This window comes from Natronolimnobius baerhuensis, from assembly GCF_002177135.1.
Taxonomy (GTDB): Archaea; Halobacteriota; Halobacteria; order Halobacteriales; family Natrialbaceae; genus Natronolimnobius; species Natronolimnobius baerhuensis.
Genome location: NZ_MWPH01000001.1, coordinates 349740 through 374892, shown reverse-complemented (window position 1 = coordinate 374892; position 25153 = coordinate 349740). Strand labels below are relative to the sequence as shown.

32 protein-coding genes are annotated in these 25153 nt (G+C 60.5%); 15 read left to right on the top strand and 17 right to left on the bottom strand.

What is annotated here, in order from left to right; translation table 11 throughout:
• Window positions 1-2 precede the first annotated feature (2 nt).
• Entirely contained in the window at window positions 3-974 is a 972-nt protein-coding gene (locus B2G88_RS01895) for a Gfo/Idh/MocA family protein (protein ID WP_087713829.1), read from the bottom strand.
• Window positions 975-1046: 72 nt separating this feature from the next.
• Complete coding sequence (locus tag B2G88_RS01890; protein ID WP_087713828.1) at window positions 1047-1727, bottom strand: type 1 glutamine amidotransferase domain-containing protein; 681 nt, start codon at window positions 1725-1727, stop codon at window positions 1047-1049.
• Window positions 1728-1868: 141 nt separating this feature from the next.
• On the opposite strand from B2G88_RS01890, the gene B2G88_RS01885 reads away from it, so the two are divergent.
• A complete protein-coding gene (locus B2G88_RS01885) occupies window positions 1869-2372 on the top strand; it encodes an Hsp20/alpha crystallin family protein (protein ID WP_087713827.1) in 504 nt (167 codons plus the stop codon).
• Window positions 2373-2465: 93 nt separating this feature from the next.
• On the opposite strand, the gene B2G88_RS01880 is transcribed toward B2G88_RS01885, so the two are convergent.
• From B2G88_RS01880 to B2G88_RS01865, 4 genes are all read right to left on the bottom strand, one after another.
• Window positions 2466-3476 (bottom strand): DHH family phosphoesterase, encoded by a 1011-nt coding sequence (locus B2G88_RS01880; RefSeq protein WP_087713826.1) that lies wholly within the window; start codon window positions 3474-3476, stop codon window positions 2466-2468.
• 123 nt (window positions 3477-3599) lie between these two features.
• On the bottom strand, window positions 3600-4598 hold the full coding sequence (locus tag B2G88_RS01875) for an ornithine cyclodeaminase family protein (protein WP_087713825.1): 999 nt from the start codon (window positions 4596-4598) through the stop codon (window positions 3600-3602).
• Window positions 4599-4700: 102 nt separating this feature from the next.
• A complete protein-coding gene (locus tag B2G88_RS01870) occupies window positions 4701-4916 on the bottom strand; it encodes a hypothetical protein (RefSeq protein ID WP_087713824.1) in 216 nt (71 codons plus the stop codon).
• A gap of 472 nt (window positions 4917-5388) precedes the next feature.
• The gene (locus B2G88_RS01865; RefSeq protein WP_054862206.1) at window positions 5389-5820 is read right to left on the bottom strand and encodes a DUF3054 domain-containing protein; all 432 of its coding nucleotides are present in this window, start codon (window positions 5818-5820) and stop codon (window positions 5389-5391) included.
• A gap of 130 nt (window positions 5821-5950) precedes the next feature.
• On the opposite strand from B2G88_RS01865, the gene B2G88_RS01860 reads away from it, so the two are divergent.
• Entirely contained in the window at window positions 5951-6661 is a 711-nt protein-coding gene (locus B2G88_RS01860; protein WP_087713823.1) for a J domain-containing protein, read from the top strand.
• 15 nt (window positions 6662-6676) lie between these two features.
• Here the strand turns inward: B2G88_RS01860 and B2G88_RS01855 are convergent, their stop codons facing one another.
• The 7 genes from B2G88_RS01855 to hisC form a co-directional block, all read right to left on the bottom strand.
• The gene (locus B2G88_RS01855; protein ID WP_054862207.1) at window positions 6677-7297 is read right to left on the bottom strand and encodes a toll/interleukin-1 receptor domain-containing protein; all 621 of its coding nucleotides are present in this window, start codon (window positions 7295-7297) and stop codon (window positions 6677-6679) included.
• A gap of 32 nt (window positions 7298-7329) precedes the next feature.
• The gene (locus B2G88_RS01850; protein WP_054862208.1) at window positions 7330-7755 is read right to left on the bottom strand and encodes a hypothetical protein; all 426 of its coding nucleotides are present in this window, start codon (window positions 7753-7755) and stop codon (window positions 7330-7332) included.
• Between the two features lie 63 nt (window positions 7756-7818).
• On the bottom strand, window positions 7819-8463 hold the full coding sequence (gene tpiA, locus B2G88_RS01845; protein WP_054862209.1) for a triose-phosphate isomerase: 645 nt from the start codon (window positions 8461-8463) through the stop codon (window positions 7819-7821).
• A gap of 131 nt (window positions 8464-8594) precedes the next feature.
• The gene (locus B2G88_RS01840; protein WP_087713822.1) at window positions 8595-9149 is read right to left on the bottom strand and encodes a multiprotein bridging factor aMBF1; all 555 of its coding nucleotides are present in this window, start codon (window positions 9147-9149) and stop codon (window positions 8595-8597) included.
• Window positions 9150-9228: 79 nt separating this feature from the next.
• On the bottom strand, window positions 9229-9843 hold the full coding sequence (locus B2G88_RS01835; RefSeq protein WP_087713821.1) for a CDP-alcohol phosphatidyltransferase family protein: 615 nt from the start codon (window positions 9841-9843) through the stop codon (window positions 9229-9231).
• On the bottom strand, window positions 9840-10370 hold the full coding sequence (locus tag B2G88_RS01830; RefSeq protein WP_087713820.1) for an adenylate kinase family protein: 531 nt from the start codon (window positions 10368-10370) through the stop codon (window positions 9840-9842). The genes B2G88_RS01835 and B2G88_RS01830 overlap by 4 nt, the downstream gene beginning before the upstream one ends.
• Window positions 10367-11539 (bottom strand): histidinol-phosphate transaminase, encoded by a 1173-nt coding sequence (gene hisC, locus B2G88_RS01825; protein ID WP_087713819.1) that lies wholly within the window; start codon window positions 11537-11539, stop codon window positions 10367-10369. The genes B2G88_RS01830 and hisC overlap by 4 nt, the downstream gene beginning before the upstream one ends.
• A 111-nt stretch (window positions 11540-11650) precedes the next feature.
• Between hisC and B2G88_RS01820 the strand changes: the two genes are divergently transcribed.
• The 6 genes from B2G88_RS01820 to B2G88_RS01800 all read left to right on the top strand — a co-directional run bounded on the left by B2G88_RS01820 (window position 11651) and on the right by B2G88_RS01800 (window position 17104).
• Window positions 11651-12682 carry an amidohydrolase family protein gene (locus tag B2G88_RS01820; protein ID WP_087713818.1) on the top strand — a complete coding sequence of 344 codons (1032 nt, stop codon included), beginning with the start codon at window positions 11651-11653 and terminating at the stop codon, window positions 12680-12682.
• Between the two features lie 147 nt (window positions 12683-12829).
• Complete coding sequence (locus tag B2G88_RS01815; protein WP_087713817.1) at window positions 12830-13312, top strand: universal stress protein; 483 nt, start codon at window positions 12830-12832, stop codon at window positions 13310-13312.
• Between the two features lie 135 nt (window positions 13313-13447).
• Entirely contained in the window at window positions 13448-15067 is a 1620-nt protein-coding gene (locus B2G88_RS01810) for a uracil-xanthine permease family protein (protein WP_087713816.1), read from the top strand.
• A 93-nt stretch (window positions 15068-15160) separates the two neighbouring features.
• Window positions 15161-15334 carry a hypothetical protein gene (locus B2G88_RS19380; protein ID WP_176393142.1) on the top strand — a complete coding sequence of 58 codons (174 nt, stop codon included), beginning with the start codon at window positions 15161-15163 and terminating at the stop codon, window positions 15332-15334.
• A gap of 191 nt (window positions 15335-15525) precedes the next feature.
• Window positions 15526-16338 (top strand): diadenylate cyclase DacZ, encoded by an 813-nt coding sequence (gene dacZ, locus B2G88_RS01805; protein WP_054863689.1) that lies wholly within the window; start codon window positions 15526-15528, stop codon window positions 16336-16338.
• 1 nt (window position 16339) lies between these two features.
• Window positions 16340-17104: a mechanosensitive ion channel family protein gene (locus B2G88_RS01800; RefSeq protein ID WP_087713815.1), complete on the top strand. Its 765-nt coding sequence runs from the start codon at window positions 16340-16342 to the stop codon at window positions 17102-17104.
• Between the two features lie 53 nt (window positions 17105-17157).
• Here B2G88_RS01800 and B2G88_RS01795 read toward each other — a convergent pair whose 3' ends face one another.
• Entirely contained in the window at window positions 17158-17982 is an 825-nt protein-coding gene (locus tag B2G88_RS01795) for a nucleoside phosphorylase (protein WP_087713814.1), read from the bottom strand.
• 66 nt (window positions 17983-18048) lie between these two features.
• On the opposite strand from B2G88_RS01795, the gene B2G88_RS01790 reads away from it, so the two are divergent.
• From B2G88_RS01790 to B2G88_RS01780, 3 genes are all read left to right on the top strand, one after another.
• A complete protein-coding gene (locus B2G88_RS01790) occupies window positions 18049-18504 on the top strand; it encodes a DUF488 domain-containing protein (RefSeq protein ID WP_054863692.1) in 456 nt (151 codons plus the stop codon).
• A gap of 32 nt (window positions 18505-18536) precedes the next feature.
• A complete protein-coding gene (locus B2G88_RS01785) occupies window positions 18537-19238 on the top strand; it encodes a phosphoglycerol geranylgeranyltransferase (protein WP_087713812.1) in 702 nt (233 codons plus the stop codon).
• Between the two features lie 128 nt (window positions 19239-19366).
• Window positions 19367-20053 (top strand): helix-turn-helix domain-containing protein, encoded by a 687-nt coding sequence (locus B2G88_RS01780; protein WP_054863688.1) that lies wholly within the window; start codon window positions 19367-19369, stop codon window positions 20051-20053.
• Window positions 20054-20095: 42 nt separating this feature from the next.
• Here B2G88_RS01780 and B2G88_RS01775 read toward each other — a convergent pair whose 3' ends face one another.
• Both B2G88_RS01775 and B2G88_RS01770 read right to left on the bottom strand, forming a co-directional pair.
• Entirely contained in the window at window positions 20096-20488 is a 393-nt protein-coding gene (locus B2G88_RS01775) for a DUF7344 domain-containing protein (RefSeq protein ID WP_245835275.1), read from the bottom strand.
• A 58-nt stretch (window positions 20489-20546) separates the two neighbouring features.
• Window positions 20547-21212, bottom strand: a complete 666-nt coding sequence (locus B2G88_RS01770; protein WP_054863687.1) for a helix-turn-helix domain-containing protein — start codon at window positions 21210-21212, stop codon at window positions 20547-20549.
• Between the two features lie 193 nt (window positions 21213-21405).
• Between B2G88_RS01770 and B2G88_RS01765 the strand changes: the two genes are divergently transcribed.
• The 3 genes from B2G88_RS01765 to B2G88_RS01755 all read left to right on the top strand — a co-directional run bounded on the left by B2G88_RS01765 (window position 21406) and on the right by B2G88_RS01755 (window position 22667).
• Window positions 21406-22050: a helix-turn-helix domain-containing protein gene (locus B2G88_RS01765; RefSeq protein ID WP_054863686.1), complete on the top strand. Its 645-nt coding sequence runs from the start codon at window positions 21406-21408 to the stop codon at window positions 22048-22050.
• 84 nt (window positions 22051-22134) lie between these two features.
• Window positions 22135-22485 (top strand): HalOD1 output domain-containing protein, encoded by a 351-nt coding sequence (locus tag B2G88_RS01760; RefSeq protein ID WP_054863685.1) that lies wholly within the window; start codon window positions 22135-22137, stop codon window positions 22483-22485.
• Window positions 22482-22667 carry a hypothetical protein gene (locus B2G88_RS01755; protein WP_054863684.1) on the top strand — a complete coding sequence of 62 codons (186 nt, stop codon included), beginning with the start codon at window positions 22482-22484 and terminating at the stop codon, window positions 22665-22667. The genes B2G88_RS01760 and B2G88_RS01755 overlap by 4 nt, the downstream gene beginning before the upstream one ends.
• Window positions 22668-22867: 200 nt before the next feature.
• On the opposite strand, the gene B2G88_RS01750 is transcribed toward B2G88_RS01755, so the two are convergent.
• Window positions 22868-23698, bottom strand: a complete 831-nt coding sequence (locus B2G88_RS01750; RefSeq protein ID WP_087713811.1) for an SIR2 family NAD-dependent protein deacylase — start codon at window positions 23696-23698, stop codon at window positions 22868-22870.
• A gap of 100 nt (window positions 23699-23798) precedes the next feature.
• Here B2G88_RS01750 and B2G88_RS01745 point away from each other — a divergent pair, with 100 nt between their 5' ends.
• Window positions 23799-25145, top strand: a complete 1347-nt coding sequence (locus B2G88_RS01745; protein ID WP_054863682.1) for a cytochrome P450 — start codon at window positions 23799-23801, stop codon at window positions 25143-25145.
• Window positions 25146-25153: the final 8 nt, after the last annotated feature.

Below are 25153 nucleotides of genomic sequence, written 5' to 3'. Positions count from 1 at the left end.
GCTCACTCGAGAATGTCGTGTGAAACCTCGAGCGCGCGCAGTCCGTCCTCGAGTCCGACTGGCGGCACCGTTCCGGCGGCGACCGACTCGAGGAACGCGTCAGTTTCGCCCTGATATCCCATTGCTGTCGCAACGGCGTCGTCGTACTCGGTCATCGTTGATTCTGCTCCGCGCGCGTACTCGAGGCGGTCGAGTTGCCACCAGCCGTCGCCTGAGACAACGGCCGTTCCCTCGGTGCCGATGACGCCGTGGCGGAACGTCTCGACGTGGGCCGTCCAACTGTTGAGTATCGTTCCAATCGCGCCGTTCTCGAAGGTGACATGGGCAACCATGGTGTCGTCGAACGCCTCGAGTTCGGGGTGTGTGACGTTGGTCGTTGCGCCACCGGCGGTCTCGATGTCGCCGCCGAGCCAGCGCAGCAGGTCGATGTTGTGAGAGGTGGACTCGATAGTAATGCCACAGGCCTGCTCGGGGTTCGTCCGCCAGTTATCGCCGTCTGGGACGCCCCAGCCCCGCCGCGTGCTGAACAGACAGATCGGGTCGCCGACTGCACCGTCTGCGACGAGCGAGCGAAGGTCCTGCAACGGTGTCGCAAAGCGAAGGCAAAAGCCCATCATGAACGGTATTTCGGCTTCTGAGACGATATCGACAATCTCGCGGCCGTCCTCGAGCGTCGTCGCAAGCGGTTTTTCACAGAAGATCGCTGCACCCGCCGCTGCAACGTCCCGGATCACGTCGACGCGACTCTGTGGCGGAATCGTGATGTACACCGCGTCGAGCGCCACCTCCGAGAGTGCATCCCGGTAGTCCGTGTAGACAGCGGCCTCCGAACCGGTCGCCTCCACAACCGACTCGGCACGGTCACGCTCGAGGTCGCAGACGGCTCGCAACGTCGCGTCAGGATGTGCTTCGATGTTCGTCGCGTGCGTCTTGCCGATACCGCCAGCGCCGATGAGTCCAACCGAAAGCGTCATTCGTCCGTTGGAATGCGCGATTGAACGGATAGTTCTTTGCCCGAAATACGTTCGAGTCGCCCCGAAATAGCCCTATACGCCCAACTCCTCGAGCAGCGTCTCGGCCGCGGCGCTCGAGGATTCCGGCCCTCTGGCGGTGATTAGGTCGCCGTCGACGGTGACGCTCGTGTCGGCCTCGAGTTCGGCGTCCCAGTTACCGCCGGCGGTGATAACCTCGTCTTCGACCCAGTAGGGGAGCTTCCGACCGGTTGGCATCACGCCGTCCTCGTCGACGATGCCCTCTTCCCACTCGTTGGGGAAGCCGGTCACGTCGCGGCCGTTGACGATGAACGCGCCCTGGCTGTCGCGGGCGAACGCAAGGATGCCGACGGCGTGACAGACGACGAGCGCCTTGCCGTCGTCGCCCTCGACGGCGTCTCGGAGGAGTCGCCGCGCATCGTGGTCCTGATTCACGTCCCACTCGGTGCCGTGGCCGCCGGGGAAGACGACCGCGTCGTACTCCGTTGCGTCCGCTCGAGCGGTCGGAATCGGATCATTCAGTCGCTCGTCGTTCTCGTGGACCTCACGAACGTGTTCAGCGGTCTCCTCGCCAACTTCGTCCGGATCGGCCGACGTTTCGTCGAGTTTCGGTGGCCCACCCGATGGCGTCGCAACCGTAATCTCGAACCCGGAAGCAGAGAGCGTCTCGAGCGGTTCGATACACTCTTCTCCCCAATACCCTTCCTCGCTGACAACAAACAGTGCGTTCGTCATAGTTCCAGCTACGAACGGCAAGGTGAAAACTCCCGGCCCTGCCATCGATGTTGCCGGAAGGTTCGGCGAACGCGTCGGCCCTCATGAGAGTCAGGTCACTCCCACAGTGGCTTTTTCGCGCTTGCACGCCTACGATACGCTATGACTGACCGATCAGGCCCGCTCGACGACCTCGAGCGGTTCATTGACCGACTCACCGAGCACTTCGAACCCGTCACTCGCTCGCTCGAGCGCGGCGACGATGACCACGCTGATCGACGACTCGGTCTCCCAGCGTGGGAGATGCCATCGATGCCCTCACAGGGGTCGGGAATGACGAGTCTCGATCTGACCGATGAGGGAGACGAGTTCGTTGTGACCGTCGATGTCCCCGGCTACGACACGACCGACCTCGAGGTTCGACTCGATGGACCGTCGTTGCTCATCAGTGGCGACCATGAGCAAGAGACAACACAGACAGCGTCAGCGACAGAGTACGTCCGCCAGGAACGACACGTCCAATCGTTCACCCGGCAGGTCACACTTCCTGCAGCGGTCGAGTCGGATGAGGTACATGCAACCGTGAACAACGGGATTCTCACGGTTCAACTTCCAAAACGAGCACACGCGTCCGGAGACGACTCGACGACGATTGATATCGACTGAGACGGTTTACTGTACGTCATTGCCGGCGTAACCGCGACCCGGGCGGCGGTTACGCCGGTACATTGTTACAGTGATTCGTCTGAGAAAACGCTCTTATCGGTCGTGTTCATCGTCGAGATTTAGCGTCTCGAAAAAGCGGTTCGTGATCCGGTGACCGACGAACTCGAGCAGTGCGTCGTCGTCGTCAGCCGAATCTGCGAACAGGCCGAGTTCGATTCGGCCGCCTGCCATATCGTGGTGCCCGCCAACTGCACCGAGTTCGCCGAAGGCGTCGTCAAGCGTCTCGCCGATGTGGACGCGTGGATCAATCGACCGAGCACTCAGTCGGATCGCATCGCCGACGATGCCGTAGGCCAGCACGGTGTCGACGCCCTCAAGATTGAGCAAATAGTCCGCCGCCTGTGGCAGAGCGTCCGTTTCGCCGGTGACGCCGACGCTTGCAATCAACGAGGAGCCACGGCGTTCACGCGAGTCGATTGCCCGCCCAATCGCATCGAGGGTGCCCGGCGAGAAGGCGCTGCCGTACAGTTGCTCGAGCATCTCGAGGTCAGCATCGGGATAGACGGCGAGTGCGGCTTCGTACTCGCGGCGGGTTGGTTCGCGGACGAAATCGAGTCGTTCGCGATGGAGTGCAAACAGCAAGGCCGAGGCGAGTCGCGTCGTGAGGTCGATCTCGAGTGTCTGCAGGTACTCGATGAAGATGGTCGCGGTTGCGCCGTAGTTCGTTCGGACGTCTTCGAATCGTGCCCCACTGGACTCACCGGGATGATGGTCGACGACGATATCCGGGGTGACAGTGCCAGCAACCTCCGTGTTCGCGCCGGGTTGGGTGTGATCGACGAACGCAAGACAGTCGTATTCGTCGATTGCTGTGTCTGTGACGCCTTCAAGCGTGATATCGAGCATATTGACGAACGCCCGATTTTGCTGGTGAGAGATCTCGCCGCCGTAGACGATGGTGACGTCATCGACCGCTGCATCGAGTGCAATCGCCTCGAGTGCGAGCGCGCTCGCGAGACAGTCGGGATCGGGGTTGTCGTGACAGACAATCGCCAACGAGTCGGCCGTCTCGAGGACGGACACGAGGTCGGCCGCACGGGACATACTGTCAGCTACACTGTCGAGACGCTTGAATCACGGGACAGTACAGGAGCGTAAGGACGCCCAATTGTCCGCCTCACAGGGCTACGGACAGCATACAGCCAGTGTGACTGCAGATTGCAGTCGCTACTCGCCGGTTAGTGCCTCACTTGCTGGTGAAAACTCGATTTCGGTGCCGACACCTGCCTCGAGCGCTCGCTCGTACAGCAAATAGGCTGCAGCGACGGTTTCGATACCCGTCCCGCCGCTGTCGAACACCGTAATCTCGTCCGCACTGGTTCGACCCGGCGCGTTCCCGGCAACAACCTCGCCAAGTTCCGCGTGAATGTCGTCTTCAGTGACGACACCCGCCTCGAGTGCCGCGAGAAACGCACCCGCGTCGAACGTCGCGCGTTCGCGAAGGTCCGGGACATACGTTGCGCGCTCGAGTGTCGTCGTATCGAGTTCCCGTCTGTCCGTCGCGTACTGGCCCATCGCCGTGACGTGTGCCCCCGGCTCGAGGTCGTTGCCGTCGAACACCGGTTCGCTGGCCCGTGTCGCGGTGATAACGACATCGGCACCCCGCAGTGCCGCTGTACTCGAGTCGACAGCTCGAACGTCGGCCTCGAGGCGGTCGTCAAACTCGCTTGCAAACGCCTCGCGATGGTCGGTCGTCGGCGAGTAGACGCGAACGTCCGTGAACTCGCGCACGGTCGTTGTTGCCCGAAGTTGGCCGCGAGCCTGTGCGCCGCTACCGATGATTGCAAGGGTTTCGGCATCGTCTCGAGCGAGTGCGTCGACGCCAACAGCGCCAGCAGCGCCGGTTTTGAACGGGTTCATGCTCGCGCCATCGAGCAAGGCGAGTGGTTCGCCGCTCTCGGCATCGAACAGCGGCGTCATAAACCAGGCGTCGCCGGCACCGAAGCCTGCGCTGTACATGTACCCGCCCATAGCTCCGGTATCGGGAAGGATTGCGGCGTAGCTGGTGAGCATCCCGCCCGGATCGGACCGGAAGAATTTGGATCGCGGCTGTGCAGGTGCACCGTCGCCGCGCTGTTGGTACCCCTCGCGAACGGCGTCAACGTAGGCTCTTGGCGATGCAAGGTCTGTGACGTCGTCGCTGGTGAGAAACAAGGCTGTGGTCATACGAGACAATTGGTGACAGAACAGGAAAAGGTACTCCTGTGGAGTAACCCAACAGGCAAGAACCACAATCGTGTGTAGAGAGCGAGAAAGACTGGATACCGCTTAGTCTGCGTTGATCGGTGGCTTTGCAGAACGGGCGTCGTCGGCGGTGTCTGCTGGTGTATTGACGAACATTGCGTGGCCAATAATTGCCATTGCGACGAACGCGCCAACCGGAATTGCGGCTGTCAACGACAGGCCAACGAACGTCAGGGCTGCGCTGATTCCAAGCAGTGCGACCGGGATAAGGCCAAGAACAATGTCGTAATATCCAGTCATAATGTATCCTACAGTATGGCAAATAGCCATATAAGTGTTTCCCATAATTAGCCGATACTGAATTCATTTGTGACCTGTAATTGGGTAGCTGGTTACGCATAACTTATGAGGTGGATATGGTGCCCGAAATGGCACTCTCATTTATCACCCTTACAGCCATCCTCGAGAATGAGTAGACGAATATTGGCTATTTCACCGTGAATTGTAAAACGTTTGTCTCGCTACTTCGAATACTTTGACGGTATCAGAACTAGTAGTCAGGAGAGGCCGCTCGCTCACGGCGCGATTTCCGGTCACAAACCTCTTTGAATTGTGAGTGATCGCGAACATCTCTGTTTGATTCCATAGTCTAATGGTAACAATGGCCACGAAACATATTGACATAGCATCAATCCAGTAGGATGAAACCAAGAACGCAACGTACTCGAGACTCAAGACGGGATTCAGCAGCGCTGTGGATGGTGTGGTGCAACTACGTCGATTTTGCACCAACCAGCGCGGCGTAGCCCACACGCCAGGCGAGCAAGACAGCCAACCCAAGTCCCGTCATCACGGCGTTGAACTGCCAAGCGGCCCCACCGTCAAACAGCGGCGACGAACGCAGGAGCAGCCCGACGTTCATCGCTGCGAGCCAGGCCACTGCAACGACACGGGCGGCCTGCCACGGCGAGGTCGCGACAGCCCGCGTATAGACGCCGGCAAGCACGGCAGCGACTGCCCAGCCGAACAGGAACGGGAACATCGTCTCGAGCGCTGCCACCGGCTCGAGGATCGGATTGGTTCTGTGTTCGTAGAGACCAACGGCTAGCAGGCCGACGAGCACGAGAAAATCACCCGCAGCCAGCCGAAGTCTCGTCTGCGATGTGAGTGTCTCCGTCTGGTCGGTTCGAACGGCGCCAGTCATAGCTGTCTCTTCGGACGGGAGGCTCTAGTACCCGTTGAAACCGTACAATCGACCCACTCCCAGCCACAATCGTGACATCGAATACAAATGACGGTAGAAATAAAGGGGGTGGTTACAAATTACAGGCCCGATGGCCGCGGGTGAAATTGGCTGTGATGGCTGTGGGAAGTCGATGTCACGCGAGCAGTCGACGACCGTCGTCTTACCCACCGGCGAGCGAGTCTGTTGCTGCCCAGAGTGTGAGCCACACGCTCGCTCAGTTGGCGGTGAAACTGACTCGAGAACGGAGACTGAACCTACTAGCCAGTCCACACTCGACCAACGACGCCGCGCCTGTGACGGCTGTCGTCGCACCGTCCTCGAGTCCGCCCTCGAGGAGATCGTGCTGCAAGATGGCACTGTCCTCGCGTGTTGTTCGTCGTGTGCGAGCGAAGCGCCTCGAGTGGACGCAGACGAGACGACGGGATCGTCGACGGACTCCGCTGACGCTACGACAGACACCAGTGAGACCAGCCAGGACACGTCGGCACAAAACCGCTGTAGTCAGTGTGGCGAACAGGTCGCGGTCGAACTGTTTCGTGTGACGACTGTCGATGATCGCAGTGAGCGACTCTGTCCGCCCTGCAAGGAGCGCTTCGAGGAACGGGGAATCGTCAAACGCGTCGATATGCGTGCCACGCGAGCGCGTGATGTTCTCGGTGTCGGACAGGGGGCAACGGCCGACGAAATCCAGACTGCGTACCATCAACAGGTCAAACGCGCCCATCCCGACCGCCAGAGCGGGAGTCGATCCGCGTTCCAACTCGTGACCGACGCCTACGAACGACTCCAACAGGAGTAAGGGCTCGTCGCGTCGCTACCGAGGCTGCGTACAGCGGTCCTCACGACCAACGAATCCAATCGTTCCCGGATCGAAGTAGTATCGTGAGTCACATTCCTCACAGTCTGTCGAAAGGTGCCGACCGCGCCGGTGCAGTTTCCAGAGTTTCGTCTGATCGCGGTCGATCTCGAGTGTGACCGAGTGCGTACACCCCGGACTGGTACACGGGAACTCGACGTACCAGTTGGGCACTGAGAGCGCACCAAGCGGGGCGAGTTCACTACGAAGCCGACAGAGCAGGTTGAAGACCGTCACGGACAGGTTTTGCCGGTCAATTGTCACTCCCTCGATATCGCTGACAAACCCGCTCCGAAGTTGTTCGTGATCGTACAGCGGCAGGAGTGGAATCCCCTTCGCCTGAGCGTAGCCGATTTCCTGATTAACCCACTGATTCGACGCGGATCGCTCTGTCAACACGACAGCGACGACATCGCTATTCGAGATTCGGCCCGTCAGTCGCGTCCGCGACCGGCCGGATTCAATCTCCTCGAGTGCGATATGGACGCCGACGGGGAAATTCTTGACAGTGGAAAACAGCTCTTGGACGAGTTCGAGGTCGCCGGGTGCGTGTGAAACGTACAGCTGTTCCCCCGTCATCGTCTCCGATACGTAACCGATACACTATTAATTTACCTGGTTTCGGTTGAGGCGTTTATCGTTTCAAGCACTAATTGAGAGAATTCGAGTTCGGTCAAGCCCTCGTGGAGCCGGTCGAACCACGCTGCTTCGACGTGCCACGTCCCCCGGCGATCTCCATCAGTCGTCAGCGACGATGCCTCGAGTCGGCCGGGCGTCCACTCGCGTTCGGCGGCGACAGCACGGAGCGTCCGGATCACAGCGCCAACCTCAGTGCTCGTCACCCGATCAGTCTGGGCGACGGTCTCGTACTCGAGGCGAACGTCGATGCCGTCGTGTGCGTCAAGGCGGTCACTGCTGGTTTCCGATTGATCCGCCGCCCCGTCCGCAGGTGGGATCGGCTCGAGCGTCTGTAGGTAGATGCCGTGGCTCATCAACCGGTTCTCGAGGGCAACGGAAAGCGGGGGCTCGTCGGTCATACACACCGATTCAACGAGCGGGAGGAAAAATGGTCGGGCGTCGCGTTGAGACGCGCCGCGTCCTTATAGCGGTTCGACGAGGTCCTCGAGTGCGGCTTCGGGGTCGTCGGCTTTTGCAACGCCGCTTGCGAGCAAGACACCCTCGCTGCCGAGGTCGCCAGCTGCGACGACGTCGTCGCCGGTGCTGATCCCGGCACCACAGAGAACTGAGACATCGTCATCAACGCTGGCAGCAGCAGCGACGGCATCCTCGACAACATCGGGGTCCGCCTGACTGACCGGCGTACCGGTCCCGATGAGTTCCGGTGGCTCGACGGCGACGGCGTCCGGACCGAGCGCTGCGGCCGCGCCGATCTGTGCGGGATTGTTCGCACAGACGACCGTCTCGAGGTCGGCGCGTTCGGCTGCCCGAACCGAGCCATCGATGTCGGCGAGTTTCAGGCGCTGCTCGGAGTGATTAATGAGCGTCCCGACGGCACCCGACTCAGCGACTGTCTCTGCCAGCGTGTGGCCGGTGTTGCTGCCGTAGTCGATTGGATCGACGTGCTGGGCCCACGTTTCGACGCCCGTCTCGGCGACGCGCTCTAAGTGGGCGGCCTGTGGCGCAACTGCCAGTCGTGCGTCAGTGGTGTCATTGACATCGCGAACCGCCCGCGCGACCTCGAGTGGATCACACGGGTAGGTCTTCAGGTTGACGAGAACGAACATATATCCAACCCCAGTCCCAGCAAAGAAATAGCTTGCGAGTCGGTGTCGCTGTCCGTGTGTCGACGACGAGTCGACCGTCTAATTCTCGTCGGGTCTTGTTCGTCACTCGGCCGCTCAAACGGCTTTCGTCGTCAGTCCTTGCGCTTGACGACGTCGCCGAGCGTGTAGCTGCCAGAGGCGGAGCCACCCGACCACTCGGTATCGTCGCCGGAACTGCCCTCCGCACTCAGGGAAATCTCGAGTTTGCTCTCGAGTTTCGACTGGACTGCGTCAGTCGGAAGCGTCTCACCGCGTTCGATTTTGCGGATGAGGCTTGCTTTCTCGTTGAGTTTGTTCGCGAGGTCGGACTGGCTGAGCCCTGCATTTTCACGGGCCTGTCGTACCCGTTCGTCGTAGTCCGTCGCGAGTTCGTCCATATCGTCAAACATGTCCGTTCGGGGCCGGCTTGAGGAGGAACTCGAGCTTGCACTCGAGGAGCCCGAACTGCCGCCGCTTGAACCGCCACTCGAACTCGAGGAACCCGAGTCTGCGGTGGTCGAATACTTGCTCGAAGAACTCGAGCTCGAGGTCTGTTTGACTTCAGTGCCGAAGTCCGTACAGTTCGAACACACGTCGAGTTTTGCGCCCTCGACTTTGATTGTCTTCGGAGACGACGTCTCGGCGCCACACATCTCGCACTGAACCATGCACGTAGCTATATCGTGACGAGCTATAAAGCATGCGGCGTGCTCTCGAATCGACAGACGGATCAAACCTCGACCGACCCTACTCGAGTGCCGACCAGGAGTACGCAAAGCGCTGGAGTGCAGTCAGGTGCCCGACGACTGCGAGGAAGACGAGCAACCAGCCGATGACTGTGAGGCCGCCTGGGTCCATCGCCGCGAGTGGGTAGGCCAGAAAGCCAACGACGCCGATGATTGCCAGCCGATCTGCACGGCCGACGAGGCCGCCATAGACGCGGTCGAGACCGACAGCCTGGGCCTGCGTACCGAGATACGAGGTCATGATGACGCCAGTGACGGCGAGGAAGCCGAGGAAGTAGTTCTCGACACCTGCGGCGAGCCCGGCGATGATGACGATGTCCGCGTAGCGGTCGAGAACGTGATCGAGCAGGTCGCCACCGGCGGAGGCGACGTTCTGTTTGCGCGCAAGTGCGCCATCAATGATATCTAACCAGCCGTTCAGAAAGACCAGGACAGCGGCCGCCACGTACCAGATCTCGTGTGCCTGCCCGCCGAGGAAGAAGGCAACGGCAGCCAGCACGGCCATGCCGAACGCGATCACGCTCACGCCGTCCGGCGTCAACCCAATGCGGTCGAATCCGTTGACAAACGGGTCGAGAAACCGCGAGACGTACGGGCGCAGTTGATCGAGCGTCATCCGAGATACCCCACGAACTCAACCTCGCCAGCACTTGGCTCGCGTTCGCCCGCTACGACTGCCTCGAGTGCGTCTGCAACGGCTTCGGGGCTCCGATCAGTCGTGTCGATCTCGTAGACCGACTCGAGGCCGTGTTCCTCGACCGCTTCGGCGAGAATCACGTCGAGTGCTTCGCTCTCTGCGTTCTCCTGTGCTTTCGCCGCAGTCTCGCCGCGCTCGAGTAATCGCTCCTCGAGCGTCGCCGGTGCGCACCGAAGGACGGCCACGCGGTCAGCGTCGAAGTGATGCGCAAGGTGCGATTCAACGACCACGTCGTCGCGGCCCTCAAGCCACTCCGCGAGCGCCTCGAGGTCGGCGATCTTACTCTCGCGGTCGGCGTCGACCTCGGTGTAGAGGTCCTCGTCCTCGAGTACTCGATTGAGGTGGACGACGTCGAAGTCGCTCTCGCTTTCAGCGAATCTCTGCTCGAGAAGGTCGCTCGCGGTTGTCTTTCCAGTTCCCGGCGTACCGGTGACAGCGACCCTCACGCGTCGGGCACCTCCGAGTCGGTAGCCGCAGGTACACCGCCGCCGTCAGTTGCGAGTTCAGCGTCGACCTCAATCTCGAGGTCGGCAAGAACGGCGTTTACAGTTTCGACGGCGCGTTCTGTTTCCTCGTCGGTGCCACAGGTGATCCGGATACAGCCCGGCAGGCCGAAGCTGGTGCAGTCGCGGACGATGACGCCGCGGGCTTGCATCTCCTCGGCGACGGCGCTGGCGTCGCCGACGGCGACGAGTGCGAAGTTGCCCTCGCTCTCCCAGACGTGGCTGTCGATGTGGTCGCGCATGTACGCGCGAGAGTTTCGAGCCGTCTCGACGGTACGCTCGACGTGTTCGTCATCGTCGATGGCGGCGAGGCCGGCCCGGCAGGCGAGTTCGCTTGCAGCAAAGGGTGTATTCACACGCGCGTAGGCGTCCGCCAACGCGTCGGGAACGACGGCGTAGCCGAGTCGGACGCCCGCGAGTCCGTAGGCCTTCGAGAACGTTCGTAAAATCGCGATATCGTCGCGGGCCTCGAAGCCATCGCGGCCCTCGATCAGCGAGACGGCGCTGTCGACGTCGGCGAACTCGCCGTAGGCTTCGTCGACGACCACGAGCGTCTCGTCGTCGGTTTCTTCGGCGATTTGCTCGATTGCCTCGAGCGAAATCGTCGAGCCGGATGGGTTGTGCGGACTCGTGAGATAGACGATTCGGTCGCCATCGTAGGCCTCGAGGACGGCCTCGGGCGTCTGGGCGAAGTCTGCGGCGCGCTCGAGAGCGTACTCGCGGACATCGCCGTGGTGATATCGTGCGCTCATCCCGTAGTAGGCGAAGCCGGGCGAGGGGACGAGCACGGTGTCGTCGGGTTCGAGGACGGCTCTCGAGAGGTAATCGAGCGCGCCGTCGCCGCCGTTTGCGAGCCAGACCTGGGCCGGGTCAACGGTCCAGCGGTCTGCGATTGCGTCGGTGAGGTCCGTGTGGGTCGACTTTGGGTAGGAACTCACGCTCGAGGCGGCGTCGCGAAGGGCGACGGCGGCCGCCGGCGAGGGGCCGTGTGGGTTCTCGTTCGAGGCGAGTTTGATGAACTCATCAGGGTCGCGCCCGAGTTCGCGGGCGACTTCCTCGATACCCCGACCCGCCTCGTAAGCGACGTGATCGGACAGGTCGCGCGGTTGCATACGCCAACCCAGTTCGTCGCGGCTCTTAAGGTTGCTTACCTGTTCCGGGCTCGAGGCCGGCCAGGAACGCGAACCGATGGCGTTGAAAACACCGCTACCGAACACCGCAACATGGAACGCACGGGGACGATTCTACGCGGGCGGGAGTTCGAGCCGGTCGAGGGCCGGATCGTGATCGACGAGGCCGGGCGAATCGAGGCCATCGAGGAGGCGGCAGTCGAGAGTGACGACATCATCTGTCCGGCGTTCGTCAACGCCCACACCCACATCGGCGACTCGATTGCGAAAGAAGCCGGCCGCGGTCTCTCGCTCGAGGAGTTGGTCGCGCCGCCGGACGGGCTGAAACATCGCCTGCTTCGCAGCGCCGACCGCGAGGACCTCGTTCGCGAGATGCGCCGGTCGCTGCGATTCATGCAGGAGAGTGGAACGGCGGCCTGTCTGGACTTTCGCGAGGGCGACGTAGCAGGTGTCGAGATGCTCGCGGACGCACAACAGGGGCTCCCTGTCGACGCCCTGTCGTTCGCCCGCGGCTCGGTGGAGGCGATGCACGCGGGCGACGGCTTCGGTGCCAGCGGGGCGAACGACAACACGTTCGACGCCGAACGCGAGGCCACCCGTGAGGCGGGCAAACCGTTTGGCATCCACGCAGGCGAGGTCGACGCGAGCGACATCGATCCCGCGCTGGACCTCGAGCCGGAGTTTCTCGTCCACATGGTCCACCCCGAAGCCCACCACCTCGAGCGCGTCGCCGACCAGAACGTCCCCATCGTCGTCTGTCCGCGGTCGAATCTCGTCACGAACGTCGGGCTCTCCCCCTACGCCGAGTTGCACGAGCGGACGACGCTCGCGCTCGGGACGGACAACGTGATGCTCAACTCGCCGTCGATGTTCCGCGAAATGGAGTTCATGGCGAAATGCTCCGATCTGCCAACGAACGAAATCCTGCGCATGGCGACGGTCAACGGCGCTGAAATCGCCGGCCTCGAGTACGGTGTTCTCGAGCCGGGCCGCGAGGCGCGACTGCTGGTGCTCGATGGCGACTCGCACAATCTCGCGGGTGCGCGCGATCCGGTTCGGGCGGTCGTCCGCCGGGCGGGTGTCGACGACGTCCGGGAGACGATCCTCGAGCCGGCGACGGACTGAAAATCCGTCTTCTTTCAGACTAATCTCGGATTACGTTCTGACTGATCAGTCAGCATCGACTCGCTCGAGTCCTATCACGCCAGTTGACGATCACTCGGAGCTACGACAACATTATTATAGTTGGATGATAAACGTTATCATATACCTATGTACGATTGCATCGTCGTTCCAACCGATGGCTCACCGGAGGGGGAGCGCGCACTCGAGTACGCCTTCGACCTCGCGCTCGCACACGACGCGACGATTCGGGCCGTCTACGTTGTCAACGCAGCGGGGTATGGGGGGCTTCCGATGGAGACAGCCTGGGAAGGCATTAGCGAGGCGCTGCGCGAGGAAGGGCGGTCGGCAGTCGAGCGCGTTCGCGAACTCGCGCCGGAGGGTGTCGAAGTGGAAACCAAGATCCTCGATGGGTCGCCAAGTCGCGTCATCGTCGAGGAAGCCGGTCCCGACGCGTGTGATCTCATCGTCATGGGAACGCACGGCCGCGGCGGCATCGACCGCCTCCTGCTCGGGAGCGTCACCGAACGCGTCGTCCGCTGTGCCGACGTGCCCGTCCTCACCGTCCAGGTTGGCACGAACGCACCGGAGGAGCCAATCGAGGGCGAACAGCCACAGGTCGCCCTCGAGTAGGACCCGTTCTCGCTGCTGTGAGCAGAGGGGGAGGACCTTCGAGTGGCGAATTTGTCACGCCAGCGACTGTACTGGTCGGAACGGATCAATACGCCTTTTGGCTTCCCCACTCGTGACTCCGTGAGTGACTCGTAGATGACGGGGGACGATGCAACGACGGCGGGGAATCGCGACGGTTCGTCGGGGACCGTCGAGGAGAACGACGACATCGAATACGGGATCGACGACCGGCCGCCGATAGGCGAGTCGACGGTACTTGGCATCCAGCACTATCTGACGATGGTGGGGGCGAACATCGCGGTGCCGCTGATTCTGGCGGGTGCGATGGGGATGCCGGGAGACGTTGCGGCCCGATTTATCGGCACCTTCTTCGTCGTGAGCGGCATCGCGACGCTCGCACAGACGACGTTCGGGAATCGGTATCCAATCGTCCAGGGCGCGCCGTTCTCGATGCTTGCACCCGCGCTCGCGATCATCACGGTCGTGACTGCGGGCGGCGTCGGTGCTGGTGACTGGGAAACGGCCCTGTTACAGTTACAGGGAGCAATCATCGTCGCGGCAACGGTACAGGTCGCGATGGGGTATTTCGGACTGGTTGGGAAGCTTCGGCGCTTCCTCTCGCCAGTCGTCATCGCGCCGACGATTGCCCTGATCGGCCTGGCGCTGTTCAACGTCGATCAGGTGACACAGACGGACCAGAGTTGGCTCTTGCTCGGGTTCACGCTTGGACTCATCGTCCTCTTTTCGCAGTATCTCGACGTCAAACACCGCGCGTTCCGTCTCTATCCGGTCATCATTGCGGTTGGTCTCGCCTGGGGTGTCGCCGCGATGCTCTCGGCAACCGGCACGATTGGTGGCGGCCATCCCGGCCACATCTCGTTTGCAGAGGTAACGGATGCGTCGCTACTCATGCCCATCTACCCGTTCCAGTGGGGCATACCAGAGGTGACGACGGCGTTCGTCATCGGCATGTTCGCCGGCGTGCTTGCCTCCATCGTCGAGAGCATTGGTGACTACTACGCCGTCGCCAACATCACTGGCTCCGCCGCACCAAGCGAGAAGCGGATCAACCACGGTATCGGGATGGAAGGGCTGATGAACGTCTTCTCGGGGATCATGGGAACCGGTGGCTCGACCTCCTACTCCGAGAACATCGGCGCAATCGGACTCACCGGCGTCGCCTCGAGATACGTCGTCCAGATCGGGGCCGTCTTCATGCTCATCTTCGGCTTTATCGGCTACTTCGGCCAACTCATCGCGACGATACCGGACCCGATCATCGGCGGCCTCTTCATCGCTATGTTCGCCCAGATCGTCGCCGTCGGGATCGGCAACCTCAGACACGTCGACCTCGAGTCCTCGAGAAACGTCTTCATCATCGGGTTTGCGCTCTTCGTCGGACTCGCGATTCCGGCCTACATGGGCAACTTCGAGACGACACTCGAGTTCCGCGATGCCGTTGGTGTCGAAGCGATGATTGCGTCACTGACCGAGACGGCACTCGTGACTGCGGGACTTGCGGGCTGGCTCGAGGCCGCAGCGATTGCCGTTGCCGACACGATCTACATCATTGGTTCGACGGGAATGGCAGTTGGCGGACTGGCTGCACTCTTCTTGGACAATACGATTCCTGGGACGCGCGAAGAACGCGGTCTCGCAGAGTGGAACCGGATCGCCGAGGACGATGCGGAGTTCGAGCCGTTCTGGGAGCGCTGGGTCGGTGACGACGAGTCGTCGACGGATCGAACCGAGTAGTCGCCGACAGTCTTTTTTCGGAGACAGTCACCGACGGTCGTACCAAAACAGGTTGGAAGAATGGTGATACGACTCTGGCGTGTAGTGTCTTTCGTGAGCAAGTCATCACCGCAGTCGAAGACCGTCGGTATGTGTCGCTCCTGTAACTCGGTGTTCGTCTCCGAGATCAGAGCAGACGGATCGATTCGACCAATCGGTGTGTCCGAAGAGTGTACGTGTGGCAACGGCGAGTTCCGTCCGATCACGGAGACAAAGACACTCGAGTAGCGATCATTGTTTCACACAGTTTCAGTCTACGAATGCTCGAGGAGACCGTATACTGCCAGTTGTACGAATCTGTCTGTCCAGTATCAGCTCCATCTGAACTAATTGAACGTGAGTGAACTCGCGGTGAATCGGCAGACAGGTGTCAGACACCTCCACAACGCTTATTCACCCACACACAGGTTGTATGAGCAATGGCCGGGTTAGACGACGTGTTCGGGGAGCTCTTTTCGGGAGTCGATGCGGTCATGCTCTTTGCACCAAGTGGCTCATACTACGAACAGATCACCGCAATCGACGACCTCGAGGTTATCGTCGTCGGGACGGAGAACGACGTCGATGCGGAGACGTTCGTGGAACTCCCACTCGAGTTCGAAGACGTCTCTGAGCGTATCCGCTTTGCACTCGAGGGCGCACTCGAGAAAAACGTCATCGACGACGGCGACACGTTGCTTTGTGCGACGAGCATGTTCAACGACGATATTGATACGATGTGTCGCGTGCGCGCAAATTCCGACCAGCAAACCGGTATTTACGGCCTCTTTGCGAAATCCCGCGCCGACCCCGAGGTGATCAAGTCCGTTCTCGAACTGGTGATCGAACTCGGGCAAAAAGGACAGAAAGGCAAGCCAGTTGGCGCGCTATTCGTCGTCGGCGACGCGGGCAAGGTGATGAACAAGTCCCGCCCGCTGTCGTACAATCCATTCGAGAAATCCCACGTCCACGTGGGCGACCCGATTGTCAACGTCATGCTCAAGGAGTTCTCGCGACTTGACGGCGCGTTCATCATCTCCGATGCGGGCAAAATCGTCTCCGCCTACCGCTATCTCGAGCCCTCGGCGGAAGGCGTCGACATTCCGAAGGGGCTTGGGACGCGCCACATGGCCGGCGGGGCGATTACGCGAGATACGAACGCAATTACAATCGTGCTGTCGGAGAGTGATGGACTCGTCCGTGCGTTCAAAGGCGGCGAGTTGATTTTCGAGGTCGACCCGGAGGCCTATTGAGATGGATTGGCAGACGTTTTTGAACGAACCGGCAGTCATCGCAGCCGCGGTGTTAGCCCTCGGGTTCGTCGTCGGCTATCTCGTTGGCCGACTGAATCAGGAGTTGCTCTCGGCGTCGGGTGTGCCGGAAGCCGTCGAAGGAACGCCGTTCGAGCGGACTGCCCAGTCGCTTGGAACCTCCACGGTCGAAATCGTCGCCCGATTGAGTTCGTGGTTCATCTACGGCATCGCCGTGCTGACGGCGATTCACATCGCACAGTTGCTCGATACCGACCAGTTCTGGTTCCGCATTACCGAGTTCATTCCGCAGGTGTTTATCGGCGTTCTCGTCGTGATTCTCGGCTTCATCGTCGCTGACAAAGCCGAACTCATCGTCAGCGAATATCTTCGCAGCGTCAAACTCCCGGAAGTTGCGATCATCCCAAAACTCGTCAAATACACCGTTCTGTACGTCGCCTTTCTTATCGCACTCGGACAGATCGGCGTTTACATTCAGCCACTGCTGATCCTGCTGCTCGTCTATACCGCTGGCGTCATCATTGTCGGCGCAATCGCGTTCAAAGACTTCCTCGTCTCGAGTGCAGCGGGGATCTACCTGTTGTTGAACCAGCCCTACGGCATCGGCGATGAGATTCGAATCGGCGACCAGACGGGCATCGTCCAGGAGGTCGATCTATTCGTCACGAAAGTCGAAAACAACGGCGAGGAGTACATCATTCCTAATCGCCGGGTGTTCGATGACGAGATCGCTCGCGTTCGTGAGTAACACGGCCTCCGACGGCGAATAAGCCGTTCCCAATTTCCAGGCGTGGTCGGGTCTTACTCCTCGAGTGAGAGTCCAGCGTGCCATCGATCAGCACCGACCGCGCGCTTTTTCGCGTCCATCTTCGCGAGCAGGTGCGTCGCAAGTGTCGCAGTTTCGGCCGCTCGAGATTCGCCTTCGGTTCGGAACTCACCGGTTTCGCGGTTGGCGTAGACCGAACAGACCGCACCCGCGCGGAGACCGTAGACGTTCGCGAGAGTCAAGATAGCGCTCGCTTCCATCTCGATGTTTGCGACGTTCGCCTCCTTGAGGTCGTCAACGAGATCGGCCGCACCGGCGGCTTCGAACCCGTCGAATCCGGGTCGGCCTTGGCCCGGGTAGAACGAATCCGCGCTCATCGTGATACCGGTGTGGTAGTCGTAGCCCAGTCGCTCGGCGGCAGCGACGAGTGCGCTGACGACCTCGTAATCGGCTGCTGCCGGGTAATCTTCGCGGACGTACTCGTCGCTGGTCCCCTCCTGACGCACAGCGCCCGTCGTGATCACGAGGTCGCCGACATCCATCTCCGGCTGGATCGCCCCACACGATCCCACGCGGATGAACGTCTCGCAGTCGACGCGCGCGAGTTCCTCGAGCGCAATCGCTGCGGATGGGCCACCGATACCGGTCGACGTGACCGAAATCGGCGTTCCCTCGTAGGTTCCCGTCGCCGTCCGATACTCGCGGTGGTGAGCCCGCAACTCGTGATCGTCCCAGTGAGCGACGATCTTCTCGAGGCGCTCCGGGTTGCCGGGCAGCAACACGGTGTTGGCGACGTCGTCGGGGCCGACCTCGAGGTGGTACTGTACATCCGCGTTCGGGTCTTCGCTGTCCCCTGGCATCGATATCGAGGGGCGATGATTCGCACCGGCGGCGTATATAAATGCGGGGCGACCGTCACAACAGGTATGACTGTCGAGTCCTGTTCCGAACGCGGGACGGTCGCGGACACCTACGTTGCCGCCCTTCAGCACGATCTGGCCGACGTGCCCGCGGACGCAACGCTGGTCGGCGTCGTTCGCCGGCCGACCTCGTGGTTTCACGCCGCGGTCGACGAGAACTATCCCGAACTCGGGCCGCCGACAAACCTGCTCGAGGCGGTTCGTGAGGCCGAAGACGAGATGAAACTGCAGGGACTCTGCGAAGAAGGCGCACACAACGCCGCCTGGGAAACCGTCGAGTTCGGCGAGCAGTATCGCCAGTATCTCGAGGAGTCGGCCGACGCACGGGCGGCACTCGAGGACCTTGAGGATCGCCTTGAGCGTGGCGAGTCGCTGGCGCTGGTCTGTTATGAAAATACCGACAAAAAGCGGTGTCACCGGACGATCTGTCGGGACCGACTCGAGCGCACACCCGATTCGTAGCGTTTTTGCCGGTTGTCGGGCAACGGAGCGGTATGACTGCTCCCTGGTCCGACTGGGACCACATCCTCAAAATCGACCCGGACAAGGACCTTCCCGACGGCGTGACCTATGGCGATCTCTGTGCGACTGGGACTGACGCAATCGAAATCGGTGGCACGATGGGCATCACCGAAGAGAACACGGCCGACGTGCTCAGCGCCTGTGCCGAACACGACGTCGCGCTCTATCAGGAGCCCTCGAGTCCCGACGTGGTCATCGAAGACGATGCGCTGGATGGCTATCTCATCCCGACGGTGCTCAACGCGGGTTCGCCGTTCTGGATCACCGGCGCACACAAAGAGTGGGTCCGCCTCGATACCGGTCTCGACTGGGATCGCACGAGCACGGAAGCCTACATCGTGATGAACCCCGACGCCGACGTGGCGACCTACACCGAGGCCGACTGCGACCTCGACGCCGACGATGTCGCAGCCTACACCGAAGTCGCAGAGCGCATGTTCGGCCAGGACATCGTCTACCTCGAGTACTCCGGGATGCTTGGCGACGAAGATATTGTCGACGCCGCAAGCCACGCAACTGACGAGGCAACACTGTTCTACGGCGGCGGCATCCACGACTACGACTCGGCTGCCAAGATGGGCCAGTACGCAGACGTCATCGTCGTCGGCGACCTCGCCCACGACGAGGGTGTCGAGGCAGTTCGTGAAACCGTCAAGGGAGCATCGGACGCCTGACATTCGGTCACAGTATCCCACATTCTCGAGTGATGGTTTTGCCGGATTTTGCCGTCTACTAGTGCTTTGTGGCCCTTGTAGCCGAAATTGGCCTCAACAGTTATTTTATTGGACCCGGTGGATTTCCTATGAGCCTCCGTGCAGAGTTCGACGTGACATCGCCGGACCTCATCCTCGGTCCGACGCTGCAAGCGATGCCGTCGGTCGAACTCACAATCGAGCGCCAGTACGCCCTCGATCCCGCACGGCCGATTACGTTCTGCTGGGCGCGCTGTTCGGACCGCGACCGCCTCGAGGAGACGCTCGCTGGGGATCAGACGGTTGCCGAGTTCCAGTACATTGATCGAACACCCGAGCAGACGCTCGTTCGCGTTCGACACAGCGACACGGGAGTCATTTCGGCCTATCGTCAGTGGGTCACCGTCGGCGGTCAACTCCTCGAATGTCGCGGAACCGACGGCATCTGGTCGTTCACAATGCGGTTTCCAGACCAAGAGGCGTTTGCGCAGTATTACGAGTTTCTCGAGGACAACGGCGTCGAATTCGACTTGCATCGACTCGCAGCCGGAGCCGAAGTCGAGACCCCACAGCCCGCAAGCGAGACGTTGACGGAGTCACAGCGAGAGGCGCTGGTGCTTGCGTTCGAGTATGGCTTCTTTTCAGTGCCGCGCGAAACCGAACTATCGGCCGTCGCAGCGGCGTTCAACATTTCGGAACAGGCAGTCAGCGAACGGCTGCGACGCGGGCAGGCTCGAGTGATCGAAGAGTACGTCCTTCCCAATTCGACCACGCTCGAGTCGCTGAATCAGCGCTAACAGGGTCGGAAGTCCGCGTTCTTCATGCAGGAGTGGGTGTAACTATGGTCCAACCAGCGCCAACAGATCTCGTTCCAGTTTACCGCCAACAAACTGGACGTGTCCCGTTTCACCCTCATAGTCGATTATCTGAGCCGCTTCCAGTTTTGGAAGATGGGTATGGTGAAGTGCGATCTGGATGCGTTGTCGTTGTTCGTCGGACACCCGTTCAGTGTCTTTGTCCCGAACCCGGTCTGCGACGCGATCTACGAGCACATCATATGCCAGTGTCTTCTCGGATGCCTTGTCTAGCGTGTAGAGGATGGCACGTCGGTGTTCGTTCGCTACGACCGACAGAATCGTATTGGCTGAGATCGGCCTCTCACGCCCTGAAAAATCGGAACCCGTCTCAATTGACTGAATCTCACGTGTCCCCAACTCTCGTTTCTCATCCATACTCACAGGGTGTAGGTCCAACCGTCTGGTTCTGCCCCATGGTGAGTCATGGACCCAGTTAGTCTACGTGTGCCGCTGACTCGGGAGTGAGAAGTGCATACCTCCCGAACGTACCAATGGCACGACGCAGTCGCTCCGTTACTGCCTGATCGGAGATTCCGAGTTCCTCAGCTAACTCCGCGGTCGTACAGCCGCGTGGAATATCGTAGTATCCCATTCGAATGGCAAGCGTGAGCGCTTCTCGTTGGGGCTTACTTAAGCCGTACCACGGACCTGCCTCAGGGTCCCCCGGATTGTATATACGGGTTGGTTTTAGGGAGATGTGCGCGTTTTCACAACAGTCCTGGCACTGACTCAGTTCCTCGCGGCTTGCGAATCGTATCTCGAAATTCCATCCTTCAGGTGCTCCAGTCGCACTCAGTATTTGCCCGCCGTGTTCCAAGATGCATTCAAAAAGGTGGTCCTGGGTCGCATCCCAGTCCAGTTTGAACAGCGTCCGGTCTTTGAACACGTCCATCTCCGTGACGCTGTTAACCGTTGGATAGCGCTCAACGGTATCGAGAAAGTCGTTCCCGACCGGTTCGTAGACCCAGAAGAGCGGCACGGTGACGTCCCCGCTTGGGACGAGCGTTTCAAGCTCGACCGCAGACGCTTGCTCTATACTGAGGATTTGTCCGAGTTCAAAGTCATCGGACGGGACGCGAATCTCCGTTATCACACTCATGCTCGCTTGTGCGAATAGATTGGATGGTCCTACAAAAGGAGGAGACATGGTACACCATGGCTGCCCGACTATCAAACGGACACCCCACGTGGAGCACACAGTATGCTATAGCCAACAACTGTGTGTTGGCTCATCTCAAAACCATGGCACACCACCCATCCCGATTATTTGCGTGCTAGATGAAGGCTTCCGCATGGCGACTGTAATGGAGTTTACCAGCCCGACAGCGGAGTTTCCCCTAGGGAGTGTGTTCGAGAACTTGCCGGGAGTGAGAGTTGAATTGGAGCGACTGATTCCACACGAGACGCTGATTATCCCGTATTTCTGGGTACGCGGTGCGGAAACAGAGGACATCGAAGCTGCGTTCGAACAACACGCCGGTGTGAGCAACATCCGAGTGGTCGACAGCGTTGAAGACGAGTATCTCATGCGTGCTGAGTGGGACCAAGAGTACTTTGGCATCCTGAGTGCCCTTGCAGAGGCCAACGTCGTTGTGCTCTCCGGAATCGGGACGAAAAACGAGTGGCGATTCGAGGTCCGCGCCGAGAGTCAAGAGGCAATCGCGGAGTTTCGAGAGCGCTGCCAGAAAAACGACATTCCGATAGCGATTACCGCCGTCCACGCTATGCTTCCGATCCAGGGAGAAGGCTACGAGTTGACCGAGACTCAACGCGAGGCACTAATATTGGCCTACGAACGAGGCTATTTCGACACCCCACGCGAGGTGTCGCTCGAAGAAATCGCTGACGAACTCGGTATCACTCAGCAGTCGCTTTCCTCACGTCTTCGACGCGGGCATCGACGCCTCATTGGAGCGACGCTCAGCAGTTCGTTGTGATCGCTCGGATAGACCCCCTCATTTAAACCCTCTGTATAATCAGTACACCTGTTGAACCGACACAAACGGCTAGAATCGGACAAGATGGACACAACGGTATCTGGGGTTGGAGTCGAAGCGCTCGAGTACGTTCGGGAATCTGGGACTGTTCGCACCCAGTTCAATCATGAGAAGACACCCGCGAGCATGGCTGTTGCCCCAACGCTGGCGGACCTACTGGGAACCGATCCGGTCGAACTCGACCCGTGCTATTCCACTGTTGACCCCGAATCGTTAGATGCACTCGTCGAAGTTCCTACCGGGACAAACAGGGATATCCACGTTGTATTCACGCATGAAGCGCACGCGATACCCGTACACAGCGACGGTGTGGGTACCATCACACCAGAACACAAACCAACTGTGAAGAAATACGAAGAGGGCGCGGGAAGATGACTCTCGAGGATACCTCGCTTACGTCGAAAGAAGAATTGAATGCGGAGTTGAAAGCGCTCCTTCAGCGGGCCTACGAGAGTGGAGTTGACGTGGAGGGCGGATTCGAATGTCGGAATGGAGTCGAACATCCTGACTGGGACGTAATCATCACGGAAGTCACAAAGAACGAACAATTGGAGTGATCGACGAGGGGTACCGGTCGTCGCAGATCACAGATCCGTTGGAACAGAAACCGATAGTGACAATAATCCAGAATATTTGTTCATATTGTAAGTCATTGCACATCTAACTGCTAGATGTGTCGGCTACCAGTGTAGAACTCAGTTCAGTTGGGACTACAGCGGGTAATTCGCAGACGCAGGTACGGATCTTGACCTCGAGTTCAGCGAGACAAGTCTCTCGTCACAAGAGAGGACAAACGCGGGAGCACGTCAGTCACGTCTCGTCGGCAACACACGTCAGCCACGTCATCAAGGGGGGTCTCCTCGAGCGTTACGATCCCGACGGTTGCACCCGTTGCAGCGGCGGTGCGGGGCAGTGAAGCCGCGGGGGTGACGACGAGCGACGAGCCAATCGCGAGGAACACGTCGCTCTCGCGGGCGAGTGCCTGTGCCCGCTGTATCGCGGCGCCCGAGAGTTGCTCGCCAAAGAGGACGACATCGGGTTTGTAAATGCCGCCACAGTCACAGGTCGGAGGCAACTCGCCGTTCTCGGCGCGGTCGTAAATCGGGTCAGCATCGGTTCGCGCGCCACACTCTTGACACCGGACGCGCTGGGCGTTGCCGTGGAGTTCGAGCACTGTCGTCTCGCTGCCAGTCGCGTTCGCGTCGGTACTCGAGTGCGACTGACTCGAGTCGCCGTCCCCACCGACCCCAGTCGCTGCATCGAGGTGGAGTCCGTCCGTATTCTGCGTGCAGATCGCCTCGAGATGGCCGTCGCGGCCCAGTTCCGCGAGTGCCTCGTGGGCGACGTTTGGCTCGTACTCCTCACCAAATAGGTCTCGGTGGAGGGCGACGCGGTCGTCCCAGAAGCCCGCCGGATCGCGCTGAAACCGCCCATACGTGAACTGCCCCTCATCGAAGTGCTCCCAGACGCCGTCGTCGCCGCGAAACGTCGGGACGCCGGAGGGCGCAGAAATGCCAGCCCCGGTCAGTGCCACCACCGTCTCCGCACGACGGATTTCGTCGGCGAGTCGCTCGAGGGCTGCGTCCATACTCCCACCTCGAGAGGGATCGACAAAAGCGAACAGGTCACTCGAGAGATCCAAGCGAGCGAGAGTATAAACGCGCTCGCGTTGCACATGAACGAAACAGATGGCATCCGAGACACCGTCACTCCCTGATGATCGACCGCCGGGTCCCGATGGGTTGCCCCTGGTCGGGAACCAACTCACGTTTTTGCGCGAGCCCTACCAATCGATGACGCGGATCGCCCGCGAGTACGGCGATATCGCGGCCTGGAAAGATCCTGGCGGACCGGTGTATCAGCTCAATCACCCCGACTACATCGAGCAGGTGCTCGTCCAGCACAACGAACAGTACGTCAAAGGCGAGCAGTTCCAGCACATTCTCCGGCCGATCACCGGCAACGGCATTCTGAACAGCGAAGGCGCAATCTGGCGGCGCAATCGCCATCTCATCCAGCCGGCGTTTCACCCCGAGCGCATTCAGGAGTACGCGACGATGATGACCGACGCCACCGAGTCGGCACTCGAGGACTGGCAGGACGGCCAGATGTTCGACATCCACGAGGAGATGATGGAACTGACGCTGCGGATCGTCGCCCGCGCGCTGTTCGGAACGGACATCGACGACTACGTCGACCGAATCGGTGACGCCCTCGAGACGTTCATGGCGGCGACCGAGAACCTCGGCCATCTTGTGCTCCCGCCAAGCGTGCCGACGCCCGCTCGCCTGCAGATTCGGCGCGCTCGCGAGCAACTCGACGAGGTCGTCTATCACCTGATCGAGCAGCGCCGGGCGAATCCGACCGACCGTGACGTCATCTCGAAACTACTCGACGTGACCGACGAGGCAGGAGAGACGCTGTCGACCGAGCAGATCCGCGACGAAGTTGTCACGCTCTTGCTGGCCGGCCACGAAACGACCGCGCTGGCGCTGACGCTGACGTTCTACCTGCTCGCGACGAATCCGACCGCCGAAACTCGTCTCGTGGATGAACTCGAGGACGTGCTCGAGGGCGAGGTGCCGACGATGGCCGATCTTGAGGGTCTCACATACACTGAGAAGGTGGTCAAAGAATCAATGCGCCTCTACCCGCCAGTGCCGGGAATCGTCCGTGAACCGACCAAGCCGGACGTAATCGGTGGCTACACGATCCCACCGGGTGCGACCGTCCGCATGCATCAGTGGGTCGTCCACCGCGACCCGCGCTGGTACGACGACCCGCTGGCGTTTCAGCCAGAGCGCTGGACCGACGAGATGGAAGCCGACCTGCCGAAACTGGCGTACTTCCCGTTCGCTGCCGGGCCACGGCGCTGTATCGGCGACCGCTTTGCGATGCTTGAGGCACAATTACTGCTCGCGACGATCTATCAGCAGTATCACCTCGAGTTAGTGCCTGGAATCGACCTCGATTTGCGGGCGACGATCACTGCCCGACCAAAACACGAGATACCAATGACCGTTCGCGAGCGGTAGCGTTGTGT

Excerpts from the sequence above, each read along its gene's own strand:
- B2G88_RS01895 (WP_087713829.1), bottom strand. The coding sequence starts at position 974 with ATGACGCTTTCGGTTGGACTCATCGGCGCTGGCGGTATCGGCAAGACG.
- B2G88_RS01890 (WP_087713828.1), bottom strand. The coding sequence starts at position 1,727 with ATGACGAACGCACTGTTTGTTGTCAGCGAGGAAGGGTATTGGGGAGAA.
- B2G88_RS01885 (WP_087713827.1), top strand. The coding sequence starts at position 1,869 with ATGACTGACCGATCAGGCCCGCTCGACGACCTCGAGCGGTTCATTGAC.
- B2G88_RS01880 (WP_087713826.1), bottom strand. The coding sequence starts at position 3,476 with ATGTCCCGTGCGGCCGACCTCGTGTCCGTCCTCGAGACGGCCGACTCG.
- B2G88_RS01875 (WP_087713825.1), bottom strand. The coding sequence starts at position 4,598 with ATGACCACAGCCTTGTTTCTCACCAGCGACGACGTCACAGACCTTGCA.
- B2G88_RS01870 (WP_087713824.1), bottom strand. The coding sequence starts at position 4,916 with ATGACTGGATATTACGACATTGTTCTTGGCCTTATCCCGGTCGCACTG.
- B2G88_RS01865 (WP_054862206.1), bottom strand. The coding sequence starts at position 5,820 with ATGACTGGCGCCGTTCGAACCGACCAGACGGAGACACTCACATCGCAG.
- B2G88_RS01860 (WP_087713823.1), top strand. The coding sequence starts at position 5,951 with ATGGCCGCGGGTGAAATTGGCTGTGATGGCTGTGGGAAGTCGATGTCA.
- B2G88_RS01855 (WP_054862207.1), bottom strand. The coding sequence starts at position 7,297 with ATGACGGGGGAACAGCTGTACGTTTCACACGCACCCGGCGACCTCGAA.
- B2G88_RS01850 (WP_054862208.1), bottom strand. The coding sequence starts at position 7,755 with ATGACCGACGAGCCCCCGCTTTCCGTTGCCCTCGAGAACCGGTTGATG.
- tpiA (WP_054862209.1), bottom strand. The coding sequence starts at position 8,463 with ATGTTCGTTCTCGTCAACCTGAAGACCTACCCGTGTGATCCACTCGAG.
- B2G88_RS01840 (WP_087713822.1), bottom strand. The coding sequence starts at position 9,149 with ATGGTTCAGTGCGAGATGTGTGGCGCCGAGACGTCGTCTCCGAAGACA.
- B2G88_RS01835 (WP_087713821.1), bottom strand. The coding sequence starts at position 9,843 with ATGACGCTCGATCAACTGCGCCCGTACGTCTCGCGGTTTCTCGACCCG.
- hisC (WP_087713819.1), bottom strand. The coding sequence starts at position 11,539 with ATGCAACCGCGCGACCTGTCCGATCACGTCGCTTACGAGGCGGGTCGG.
- B2G88_RS01820 (WP_087713818.1), top strand. The coding sequence starts at position 11,651 with ATGGAACGCACGGGGACGATTCTACGCGGGCGGGAGTTCGAGCCGGTC.
- B2G88_RS01815 (WP_087713817.1), top strand. The coding sequence starts at position 12,830 with ATGTACGATTGCATCGTCGTTCCAACCGATGGCTCACCGGAGGGGGAG.
- B2G88_RS01810 (WP_087713816.1), top strand. The coding sequence starts at position 13,448 with ATGACGGGGGACGATGCAACGACGGCGGGGAATCGCGACGGTTCGTCG.
- dacZ (WP_054863689.1), top strand. The coding sequence starts at position 15,526 with ATGGCCGGGTTAGACGACGTGTTCGGGGAGCTCTTTTCGGGAGTCGAT.
- B2G88_RS01800 (WP_087713815.1), top strand. The coding sequence starts at position 16,340 with ATGGATTGGCAGACGTTTTTGAACGAACCGGCAGTCATCGCAGCCGCG.
- B2G88_RS01795 (WP_087713814.1), bottom strand. The coding sequence starts at position 17,982 with ATGCCAGGGGACAGCGAAGACCCGAACGCGGATGTACAGTACCACCTC.
- B2G88_RS01790 (WP_054863692.1), top strand. The coding sequence starts at position 18,049 with ATGACTGTCGAGTCCTGTTCCGAACGCGGGACGGTCGCGGACACCTAC.
- B2G88_RS01785 (WP_087713812.1), top strand. The coding sequence starts at position 18,537 with ATGACTGCTCCCTGGTCCGACTGGGACCACATCCTCAAAATCGACCCG.
- B2G88_RS01780 (WP_054863688.1), top strand. The coding sequence starts at position 19,367 with ATGAGCCTCCGTGCAGAGTTCGACGTGACATCGCCGGACCTCATCCTC.
- B2G88_RS01775 (WP_245835275.1), bottom strand. The coding sequence starts at position 20,488 with ATGGATGAGAAACGAGAGTTGGGGACACGTGAGATTCAGTCAATTGAG.
- B2G88_RS01770 (WP_054863687.1), bottom strand. The coding sequence starts at position 21,212 with ATGAGTGTGATAACGGAGATTCGCGTCCCGTCCGATGACTTTGAACTC.
- B2G88_RS01765 (WP_054863686.1), top strand. The coding sequence starts at position 21,406 with ATGGCGACTGTAATGGAGTTTACCAGCCCGACAGCGGAGTTTCCCCTA.
- B2G88_RS01760 (WP_054863685.1), top strand. The coding sequence starts at position 22,135 with ATGGACACAACGGTATCTGGGGTTGGAGTCGAAGCGCTCGAGTACGTT.
- B2G88_RS01755 (WP_054863684.1), top strand. The coding sequence starts at position 22,482 with ATGACTCTCGAGGATACCTCGCTTACGTCGAAAGAAGAATTGAATGCG.
- B2G88_RS01750 (WP_087713811.1), bottom strand. The coding sequence starts at position 23,698 with ATGGACGCAGCCCTCGAGCGACTCGCCGACGAAATCCGTCGTGCGGAG.
- B2G88_RS01745 (WP_054863682.1), top strand. The coding sequence starts at position 23,799 with ATGGCATCCGAGACACCGTCACTCCCTGATGATCGACCGCCGGGTCCC.